Origin of the sequence: Pelagibacterium halotolerans (assembly GCF_044811015.1) — a bacterium.
In the GTDB taxonomy this organism is placed as follows: domain Bacteria; phylum Pseudomonadota; class Alphaproteobacteria; order Rhizobiales; family Devosiaceae; genus Pelagibacterium; species Pelagibacterium halotolerans_A.
On the sequence record NZ_CP085243.1, the window covers coordinates 3,785,235 to 3,795,889 of the forward strand.

Consider the following 10,655-nt stretch of genomic DNA (forward strand, 5'->3'; position numbering starts at 1 on the left):
GTTTTCTGCACGTGCGTCGGCAGGTGTAACAGGGCGTTAATGTTCAAGGCACGACACACCGTTCGGTTATACGGGCGAAATGGCCCAATCTAGGGGCAGTGTTGGGATTACGCATGAGGTTCTGGGTAAGCTGGATTGCGCGGTTTGCGGCGGATAGATCGGGCAATGTCGTTGTCATTTCCGCGCTGGCCTTGCCTTTCCTTCTCGGCTTTGTGGGACTGTCGGTCGAATACGGCAACGGGCTTCTCACACAGGTCGAAAATCAGCGCGTCGCGGATCTGGCGTCTTATGCCGGCGCGGTTGCCTATAGCGAGACGCAGTCCGAAGATGCCATGCGCGAGGCTGCCGGCAGGATAGCGGCGCTCAACGGCATTGCCGCCACCGACCTTTCGGTCGCGCTGACGACCTCGCCGCGCGACGCCAGTGCGACGGCGGTACGGGCGCAGGTGCAAACGAAGAACACGCTCATTCTGGCTCCGTTGGTCGGCGGCGGGCCGGAATTGACCATCGGCGCGACGGCTTATGCCGTTGTCGGCGTCGGGGAGCAGGCAGGCTGCATTTACGCGCTCGATGCCAATGGTGACGGGATCGAGTTGGGCGGTGGTGGAGAGAAGATATCGACACCGTCCTGCACAGTGGCAACCAACGCTTCGATCACGGTGCCATGCGGCGCGTGGATGACCGTAGCGGCAGCAACCTATAACGGTGCGGGCAACGACATCTGCCCCTGGGGGAATGAGAGCTATCAGCCGATCAGAGACAAAGATGGTAATCCTGTCGCGCCACAGAAAAAGCCCGTCTCCGATCCGCTCGCGGACAGCACGGCTATCGCGGAGCTGACCAGCCGTATCGCCGTCGTCGCGGCGCAGAGCGCTCCGGTGACGCCGGATCTGACGCCCGGGGTGGACATCAATCTTGGAGGTGGCAGCGCTGAGATCGCCAAGATCGAGGCGGCAGGGTGCGTGGTGGTCAACGCGGACGAGATTTCGCAATGGGGCGGCACGAACAACTGGCTCATCCAATGCGGCCCGGAGGTGAACGCCGGCTCGATCACCATCGGCGGCAGTGCGAAGGCGACGTTCCTCTCGGCACCGACACCGACGGGCACGACGTATAATATTTCTGGCACCATCGTGGCGAACAATGGCACGGAGCTCTCGTTCGGCGATGGAATTTACACGATCAAGCAGGGGGTGATCGGCGGGACCGTCCACTTCGGTCGGGGGATATTCCGGATCGGGTCACTGCCGAATGGCAATTGGGGCTATAGTTGCGGCGATTGGCCTAACTCCGGTTGGTACAGCCTGTGCGTCGGCGGCGAGAATCAGGAAATCACGTTCGAAGGCGAAAGCACATTCGAGATCTCGGCGGGTATCTATTCGAGCGGCAACGGCATCGTGCGGTTGGGGACCGGGAGCGGTTCGAACAGCTACGCCATCGGTCCCTCGAGTGCCGGCGTCGCGATCGGGATGGGCGGCAGTGGCACCGTCATCATGGAAGACGCGCTTGGGGTCGAGGATATCTTCGAGGTTACGGGCGATATCAGCGGCGGAGGGGGGAGTTGTGTGGTCTTTCCCGCCGCCGCGCAACACGACATTGCTGGTAATATCAAACTTGCCGGGACGGCGCAGCTTGGTGCCGGCATCTATACCATCGACGGCTATTTCCGGGGCGGGGCCGGCAATGCGTCCAAGAACGCGTATTGCGGCGGCATGTCCATCGAGGGCGAGGATGTAACCCTCGTCATATCGGGCTCGGAAACGCCCGGTAGCTGGGATTGCGGTGCCGCGTTCTGTTTTTCCGGCGGCAATTCGGCACGTATCGTCGCGCCCCAAACCGGTCCCAACGCCAATCTCGCAGTCATCGGGCCGACCGATGCGAATAATACGGCGGGCGTCACCATGACCGGATCGGGCACCGCACATGTCTCGGGCACGTTCTATTTTCCGTATGGCAAGATCGATATGGGCGGCGGCGGTCAGGTCGTCGAAGCGCCGGGGGGGTGCCTGCAACTGATCGGGGCCAGCATCAAGATTGCCGGTGGTGGGGCAACGGGGTCGAGCTGCGAGACCGCTACGGGCGGCGGCGGACGGGTAGGGCTCATCCAATGAGGGCGGTGGTTTCGACCTTTCTGCGCTTGCGGGAGGACGGCATGTCGGCAGTGGAATTCGCGCTTGTCGCGCCGGTTTTCGCGCTGATCCTGGCCGCTGGTACAGATTTGGGGCTGGTGCTCTTTGCCCGGTTCGAGATCAACGCCGCGGTTTCATCGGGCGCGGCTTATGTGCTTGCACACACGGACATGGTCAATTCGGAGAGCGGCAAGGATCTGGCTGAGGATACGGCCCGTTTGATCGCGCATACCGGGACGCTCGGGATGTCGGATGCCAGTGTGGTCGTCAATAACGGGCCGACTGCGGAACTGAGCGGCAGTACGATTGCGCTTGGAGGAAGCGCCTTGAAGGCCGATGCCTGCTACTGTCCGAACAGCACTGCGGACGGCTTCGAGTGGGGCGCCATGTCCTCGTGCGGGAACGATTGTCCCGATGGCGGGCAGGCGGGGAAATTCGTGTCGGTTTCGGTTTCCCGGGCGCATCAGCCGCTCTTTTCCGGGTATGGCATCGTTGCAGAGGACGGCACGATCTCGGCTTCGGCGCTGGTCGAGGTCCAGTAGTGGCCGCTGCATTCCGACGCAACACCGCTGGCGCCAGTGCCGTTGAGTTCGCGCTTATCGTGCCGGTTCTGCTGTTGCTGCTCTTCGGGACGATCGAGTTCAGCCGGTTGTTCTGGACCTCGCATGCACTGCATCAGACGGCGATCGCAGGGGCGCGGTGCATGGGGATTCCACAGATCGAGTGCTCGGACGACGCGAGCGCCTATAGCGAGCCGCAGACCCGCGCCTTAATCGAGAGCAAGCTGCGTGGCTGGTTCGTTTCGACGACGAACTCGACTATCACGCTGGATCCGGATAGGGCGTGTCACGGTCTTGACGGTTTTTCGGTCGTCAGCATTTCGCACCGCTTCCAGACGGTCCTTCCCGACATCGTCCTCGCGCTGGCTGGCGGTGCGGAAATGCAGGCGTCGGCCTGCTTTCCGAACCAGTAAGCCAGCTAGCCCGCGGGCTGAACGCCTTCTGTTCCGATCTTCGCGATCTCGTAGGGCGTTGTCTGGTAAATCTCGTTGATCCAGTTCTGGAACAAGAGATGTGCGTGGCTGCGCCAGCGGTTGTCCGGCGTTTTGTCGGGATCATCGCCGGGGAAGAGGTTGACGGGCAGAGGGGTTGCCAAGCCGGCCTTGATGTCGCGCTCATATTCGTCCACCAGCGAACGGTTGTCGTATTCGAGATGGTTGAGCATGTAGAGCGCGCGGTATTTCCGGTCGCCAAGCATGCAGATTCCGATTTCGTCATTGTCGATGAGGATGTCGAGATCGCTGCTGAGTGTCGATCGGTCGATGTCGTTATAGCGCGATACCGGGACCGCGAGGTCGTCTGAAAAGCCGCGCAGGTAGGGCGAGCGCGTGTCGACGACCTGGTGGCGGTAGACGCCGAACGCCTTTTGCGGCAGGCGGTAACGCTTGACGCCGTGGAAATGATGCAGCGCGGCCTGCGCACCCCAGCAGATGAACATGGTCGAATGGACGTTGGTCTGGGTCCAGTCCATGATCTCAAGCATTTCGGGCCAATAGCGTACCTCCTCGAAGGGCAGGTTAGCGATCGGCGCACCGGTGATGACGAAACCGTCGAACTTGCGGGCGCGGACCTCTTCCCAGGTCTGGTAGAAGGTCTGGAGGTATTCCTCGGGGGTGTTCTTGGATGTGTGATCGGTCACCCGCACAAGCGACAGGTCGATCTGCAGCGGGGTGGCGGCGATCAGGCGCGCGAATTGGGTCTCAGTGCGCTCTTTGTTGGGCATCAGGTTCAGGAGGCCGATTTCGAGCGGACGGATATCCTGGCGCGCGGCGCGGGTCGAATCCATGACGACGACGCCTTCGGACTCGAGAGTCTTCCGGGCGGGGAGTTCGTCGGGAATGCGGATGGGCATTTCAGTGGTCCTTGATAGAGGTTTGTGCAGGTCAGGCGTTTTTTGCGTCGATGGCGCTGCACATGAGCTCTATGAATTCGGACTCGTTCTGGACCGCCGCGAGGTCCGAGGCCTCGACCTCGTATCCAAAGTTGTCGGCAAGGGCCTGATAGCGTGGCATCCGGTCTTCCAGGAGCGCTTCAAATCCCCAAACCGCGAAGGCGTCCGGGTCGACGTCGTCATCGCTGGTGACGCCGTTGGCGGATTTGAATTCCTCCCATTTGGCGACGAGGAAATCCGGCGGGTAGTACATGGGCTTGGGCTGGGCCTTGAAACGTTCGACAAGCTTGTCCGCGTCTTGCCTCGAACCTTTGAGATAGAGCAGCACTGTATGCTCGGTCAGCGCCTTGACCACAGGATCCTCTGGATTGTGCGGGTCGAGCACCTCGATCAGCGAGCCGCCGGTATCACACAGGAAGTTGTTATAATCATATAGATCTTTGGCGCGCCCGATGAAATAGGGGACGTCGAGCAGCGAATAGATCTCGGCGACCCGGTGCTGTTCCTGTCGCCGCTGGTATTCGGTAAAGGGCAGACCGCCTTTATCCGGGTTCCCCGGAGTCCCCAGATAGGTCGAGAGCGGGTCGAGATTGTCGAAAGTGATGTTGGACGAAATGTAGATCGAGTCCGACCGCAGGAGCTCGGCCAGGAAGGGGACCTTCATGGCATGCCGTTTGAAGTTGTCGACGATATATTCGCCCATATGCCGCGTGCCGATGCGGAAATCGACCGAGAAATGGAACCAGTCCGAGCGGCGCAGCAGATTGCCCAGCCGCGTTTTGCCGACGCCGGCCATGCCGAAGACGGTCACCGCCTTACGGTCGAGGGCTCGGAACTGATCTGCGGACTCAAAGAGCATTCGGGCACCGTTTTAGGTTCTTGTATCGCGGCCATGGGGTTTAGACCATCGCCCGCGGAGAGACAAGGAAGCCGCCATGTGTACGGCAAGATTTGCCGGGGTGCGTGCGGATTTTTCCTGATCGACTGGTTGTTCCGAGTAGTTTTCAAGGTGGATGGCCCACAGATTCAAAGACTTAGCGGTTTGGCATCGGGCTTGCATGAGCCATTTCGACTACGTGCGGCCGGGCCGCAATCGAAACGGAGAGTTGTATGGGTATCTATGGGGCATTGGCGACTGCCGTTACGGGGTTGCAGGGGCAGTCGTTCGCGCTCGAAAATATTTCGGGCAATATCGCGAACTCGCAGACCACCGGTTACAAACGTATGGAGACCGGGTTTATCGATCTTGTTCCGGATGCTGCCGTGGGGCGGCAGTCTCCTGGGGCGGTTCTTGCCTACTCGCGCTCGACCAACGATGTGCGCGGGGACATCATCACCTCGGACACCAGTACTCACGTGGCGCTCAATGGATCCGGCTTCTTTGTGGTCGCGGAGAAGACCGGTACGACCGATGGTTCCTCCGTCTTCGGGGATGCCAATTTCTTTACGCGGCGCGGGGATTTCGCGCTCGATCGCGAAGGGTATCTCGTCAATGGTGCGGGGTATTATCTCAAGGGTGTGCCGGTTGACTCGTCGACTGGCAACGTCGCAGGTTCAGTGCCGCAGATGGTTCAGGTCAGCAACGGGCTCATAGCGGCCGAGGCGACCCAAAGGATCCAGTACGGGTTGAACCTGCCCGCCGTGCCTGCGGTTGGGCTCCTTAATGCTCCTGCATCGACCAGTACGAATACCGGTACAGTGGCAGGCGGTGACGCGCTGAGTGCCTTCCCCGATTTTGCGGGCGGCGACACCTTTACTGTCGATACGGGTGCGGGCGTTGAGACGTTCACCGAGGGTGTCGATGGGACGACAGTGCAGGACCTGATCAACTGGATCAACGGTAATGCCAATATCAACGCTACAGCCTCCATCGTGGGCGGCGACCTCGTCATTGAGGCCGATGACGTTCAGACCGGCATCACGATCGGCGGTACGGGTGAGCTGCCCGGCATCACCAGCCAAGGTGTTCCCGAATTTCTGGAGCAAACAGTGGAGGGTGGCGCGATTACCGTCTATGCGCCCAACGGCGCTTCTGCCAATATCCAGATGCGCTGGGGTAAGATGAGCGAGAGCCCAGACACCTGGCAGCTCTTCTATATGAGTGCAAGCGATCCGGAGACATGGGCTGAGGTCGCGGGCGGCGAGTTCGCGTTCGCTGATGACGGCACGCTGGCTTCGGTGGGTGGTAATGCCGTCGCGGCAGGGGACTCTGTTTCGCTGACGCTGGCCAATCTGACGATCAATGGGACCACGATCGGGGATGTCGAGCTCGATTTCGGTGAAAGCGGTATCTCGCAATACGACAATGCCAACGGTCGGGCATCGATCTCGACACTCGAGCAAGACGGCTATCCGGCGGGTTCGTTCATGTCGATTGCGATTAACGACGCTGGCCGGGTGGTTGCGACATATTCGAACGGCGAGCAGGTCGAACTCTACCAGTTGGTTACGGCCAATTTTAATGCGGAAAACATGCTCAAGCGTCTAGATGGCGGGGTCTATTCAGCGACCGCTGAATCCGGCGAGGCGATCATTTCCACAGAGGGCAGCATGACCGGTGGGGCGCTCGAGAATTCCAATACCGACATTTCCGAGGAATTTACTAAGCTGATCGTAACGCAGCAGGCCTACGCTGCGGGCACACGTATCGTGACGACGTCCGACGAGATGCTGCAAGAAGCCCTCAATATGGTCCGGTGATGGTCTTCGCCGCTCCGCTCGTTCGGGGCGGCACATCGTCGTTAGGGGGCATGTGCGAAATGGGGTTTGAGCCGTGGGGCTGAGTTCGACATTATCGAATGCACTTGGGGGCATGAACGCAAGCCAGCGCGGCATCGATACGGTCTCGCGCAACGTCGCCAATGCCGGTACGCCTGGATATCACAAGCAATCGCTCGTCATCTCCGAGACGACGTTCGGCACGAGTGCGCAGGTGCGTACGCTCGCGCTTGACCGCGCCTTCAATCAGGCACTGGAAAAGCAGCATCTCGTCGCGGTTTCCAACGCCAGCTTCTACAACGTCCAGGCTGAATATCTCGACCGGCTCCAGATGCATCTGGGCAAGCCCGGGGACGACAACTCGCTCGATACACTATACGCGTCGTTCGAGAATGCGCTGCAGTCGATGGCGACCAACCCCAACGATCTGACGACACGCGCTGCTGTCCTCAATACCGCGCAAGCGGTGGTCGAGCAGCTCAACGGGCTCACCGACGCGGTTCAGGAGATGCGCCGGGAAGCGGAGAGTCAGATTTCGAATTCGGTTTCCGAACTGAACAGAAGCCTGACCGCACTTGCGGATGTCAATGTGCGCATCCTCGACCTCTCACAGGATGCGACTTCGCGGTTGGCGCTTATGGACGAGCGGGACCGGCTCGTGGCGTCGATCTCCGAATTGATCGACGTTAAGGCGTCCTATCGCAATGACGGTACTGTCGCGCTGATGACGGAATCGGGGATCGGCGTTCTCGACGTCGAACCATCATTTTTCGAATTCACGTCCGGTGGCACGCTCAATGCGAGCAAGCTTTACGATAGCAATCCCGATGAAAACGGGGTGGGCGTACTGACGTTGCGGACGCCGTCGGGGCTTGAAATCGACCCCGTCGCCAAGGATTTGCTCAGCTCGGGACGGATCGCCGGGCTCGTCGAGCTGCGTGATGACACGCTGGTGACGGTGCAGGATCAACTCGACGAGATTGCCGCGGGGCTGGCGCAGGCGCTCAATACGGTGACCACGGACGGCACCGCGGTTGGCGGCGGTGGGCCGGGCATTCCTGCAGGGTTCGAGATCGATCTTTCCGATGTCGAGCCCGGCAATTCGGTGCTGGTCAACTACACGGACTCCACGGGTACTCATACGGTGCGGCTCGTGCATTCGGAGGACGGTACGACGCTGCCTTCGCCCAATGCGGCAGGCGAGGAGGTGATCGCGCTCGATCTCTCCGATCAGACTGCGGCGGCTGCGGAGCTCAATACCGCCCTGGGTCCCGATGTCACCTTTTCGGATCAGGGCGGCGGTGTGCTGCGGGTTATGGACGATGGTGGCGTCACGTCCACCATCGCGTCCATGACGGGCTATGGGACGCCTTCGGACGAGCAGTCCGGCGATCTGGCGCTCAATCTTTTCACCGATGCCAGCGACGCGGCCTATACGGGGAGCGTCGACGGGACGGATCAGAAGGTGGGGTTCGCGGGACGGATCCAGATCAATTCGGCGATTGTCGCGGATAGCACGCTTTTGGTGCAATACGACGCGGGTATCTCGCTCGGGGACGCGGATCGGCCCGAGTTCCTGCTCAATGCTCTCAAATCGATGCAATTCGTCTCGGAGAAAGTGACAGCGCTTTCGGATGGCGGTGTGCGGCTGACGGGCCCGGTGAGCGATATGATCTCGCAGATGATCAATCACCAGGGCAATATGGTGTCCAAGGCGCAGAGCCTCGACAGCCAGAATATGGCGACGCTGGAATCGGTGGTCACCAAGATGAATTCGGAATACGGCGTCAATGTCGATGAGGAAATGGCACGTTTGATCGAACTGCAGAACGCCTATTCGGCGAGCGCGCGGGTGGTATCGACCGTCCAGGAACTCATCGATGCGCTGATGCGGATGTAGGGTGGAACCTGGCTCATGACCACGATCGTCAACAAGTCGTTCTATGCGCAGTCGAACAACACGACGACGATTGCGCACATGCAAAAGCGGATGGAGGATCTGCAGCAGCAGCTTGCGACCGGGGAGCGGTACAATACGCTCGCATCGCTCGGGCTCGACCGGGTGCACGATCTCAACATCCGGGCGCGGCTGCAGAGGATCGAAGGGTATCAGGCCAACGTTCTCACCACCGAAACACGGCTGAGCTTTTACAACAATTCCCTTGAGCGGCTCGAAGAAATCGAGGCCGAGGCGCGGGCGCTGGCGGTGCCCAATGCGTATGGCTCGGACGGCACGGTGCTCGTCAACGCTCAGCAACAGGCCGAAAACCTTTTGCGCGAAGTGGTGGACCTGCTCAATACCGATATCACCGGGCAGTACATCTTCGGTGGCAACGCCTCGGACCGGCGGCCGGTTTCGGCGTATGACGCGCTCATGAACGGTGCGGACGGCAAAGCCGGGTTCCTTGACGTGATGGCTGAGCGCAATGCCGCGGATACGTCGAATAACGGGCGGCTCGACAACGACCTGACAGGGGCGACGGTGTCGCTCACCGAGGACGGAGACCATGTCTTCGGCCTCAAGCTTTCGAGCATTACCGGTGGGGGCGCTTACGCAACGGTGACCAATATCGCCGCGCCGCACGATCCCGACGCGCCGGTCGCGAATGCGGTTTCGGTTGAATTCACCGACATTTCGGCACTCTCGCCGGGTGACGAGATCACCGTCGGGTTGAGCTATCCGGACGATCGGGACCGGGTTGAATACATCACGCTCAAGGCGACAGACGAGACGCCGCCGCCTGCCGGATCGTACGAAATCGGCGCGGATGAGGCCACGACGGCTGCAAATTTCCAGGCGGCGCTGCAGGCGAAGCTGGATGAACTGGTTCCCACCTCGCTTGAATCGGCGTCGACCTACGCTGCAGCGGACAATTTTTTCAATGCTTCGGGTTCGCCGGTGATGCGGTACGATGCCGGGCCGCCCGAAGCGCTTGTCGCGGATACAAATTACGACAATACGGTGCGCTGGTATAACGGGCAGGACAGCTCCAATCCGCGCAAGACCGTGACGACCAACGTCGATGAAAGCACCAGGGTGAGCTATGGCGTGCAGGCCAATGAATATGGCCTCAACGAGCTGGTCAAAGGGCTTGCGGTGTTCGCGGCGAGTTCCTTTACGCCGGTCGGTGAGATCAATGCCGGGCGGTATGAGGGGATGGTGGACATCCAGCGCAGCCGGCTTTCGGAGGACAATAACGCCAAGGCCGGTTCGATCGAGGTGATCATGATGGAAATGGGGCTCGCCAATTCCACCATGAACACGGTCAAGGAGCGTCATACGCAGTACAACGCGCAGCTCGAGACGATGTTGTCGGATATCGAATCCGCGCCCGAGGAAGAGGTTGCGGCGAAGATTCTGACGCTGCAGACGCGGCTCCAGGCAAGCTATCAGGTGACCTCCATGGTGAGCCAGCTTACGCTGGTGAACTACCTGCGGTAGGCATGCTTATTCATCCGGCGACCCTCGAGCCCCGGTGTCAAATAGCGTGGACGGTATGCGGCGAGACGCGCCTCATACTGATTATATAAATGCGAGGCGAGCCTCGCCGCATACGCCCGGGATTTTTGGCTTGGCGTCCGCAACAGGCTAGGGCCAATCCCCTCCGGGTTTCCCCGGTATGCCGCGGTGCTGCCGCGACTGGCTCTGGTGACGTTCGGACCTCCGCTGGGACGACTCCCATCGGACCCGGACCGGTCCCGCCCAAACGTGCGTTGCGCCTGCGCCCATCAAGCGGGTCCGTAACGAACATCATAAGCGCGGTTTCGGGGGCGGGGATAAGTTTTGGGGCGGAAACTTCGGTTTACGCCGAATACCCCCTCCGCCGTCATCCTCGCGTCAAGCGCGAGGATGACGGC

Annotated in this window: 8 protein-coding genes; 6 read left to right on the forward strand and 2 right to left on the reverse strand. The window is 60.5% G+C overall.

The window, feature by feature from the left end:
- Positions 1–113 precede the first annotated feature (113 nt).
- The 3 genes from LG281_RS18205 to LG281_RS18215 are packed head-to-tail and all read left to right on the forward strand — an operon-like array spanning position 114 to position 3,102.
- Positions 114–2,111, forward strand: coding sequence for a pilus assembly protein TadG-related protein (locus tag LG281_RS18205; RefSeq protein ID WP_404403201.1), 1,998 nt, complete (start codon positions 114–116; stop codon positions 2,109–2,111).
- Positions 2,112–2,152: 41 nt separating this feature from the next.
- On the forward strand, positions 2,153–2,671 hold the full coding sequence (locus LG281_RS18210) for a TadE/TadG family type IV pilus assembly protein (protein ID WP_404403202.1): 519 nt from the start codon (positions 2,153–2,155) through the stop codon (positions 2,669–2,671).
- Entirely contained in the window at positions 2,671–3,102 is a 432-nt protein-coding gene (locus LG281_RS18215; RefSeq protein WP_404403203.1) for a TadE/TadG family type IV pilus assembly protein, read from the forward strand. The genes LG281_RS18210 and LG281_RS18215 overlap by 1 nt, the downstream gene beginning before the upstream one ends.
- A gap of 5 nt (positions 3,103–3,107) precedes the next feature.
- On the opposite strand, the gene metA is transcribed toward LG281_RS18215, so the two are convergent.
- Entirely contained in the window at positions 3,108–4,040 is a 933-nt protein-coding gene (gene metA, locus LG281_RS18220) for a homoserine O-succinyltransferase (protein ID WP_404403204.1), read from the reverse strand.
- Between the two features lie 31 nt (positions 4,041–4,071).
- Positions 4,072–4,938: an ATPase gene (locus LG281_RS18225; protein WP_404403205.1), complete on the reverse strand. Its 867-nt coding sequence runs from the start codon at positions 4,936–4,938 to the stop codon at positions 4,072–4,074.
- 251 nt (positions 4,939–5,189) lie between these two features.
- Here LG281_RS18225 and LG281_RS18230 point away from each other — a divergent pair, with 251 nt between their 5' ends.
- From LG281_RS18230 to LG281_RS18240, 3 genes are all read left to right on the forward strand, one after another.
- A complete protein-coding gene (locus LG281_RS18230; protein WP_404403206.1) occupies positions 5,190–6,779 on the forward strand; it encodes a flagellar hook protein FlgE in 1,590 nt (529 codons plus the stop codon).
- 73 nt (positions 6,780–6,852) lie between these two features.
- Positions 6,853–8,697, forward strand: coding sequence for a flagellar hook-associated protein FlgK (flgK, locus tag LG281_RS18235; protein WP_404403207.1), 1,845 nt, complete (start codon positions 6,853–6,855; stop codon positions 8,695–8,697).
- 15 nt (positions 8,698–8,712) lie between these two features.
- Positions 8,713–10,239, forward strand: a complete 1,527-nt coding sequence (locus LG281_RS18240; RefSeq protein WP_404403208.1) for a hypothetical protein — start codon at positions 8,713–8,715, stop codon at positions 10,237–10,239.
- Positions 10,240–10,655: the final 416 nt, after the last annotated feature.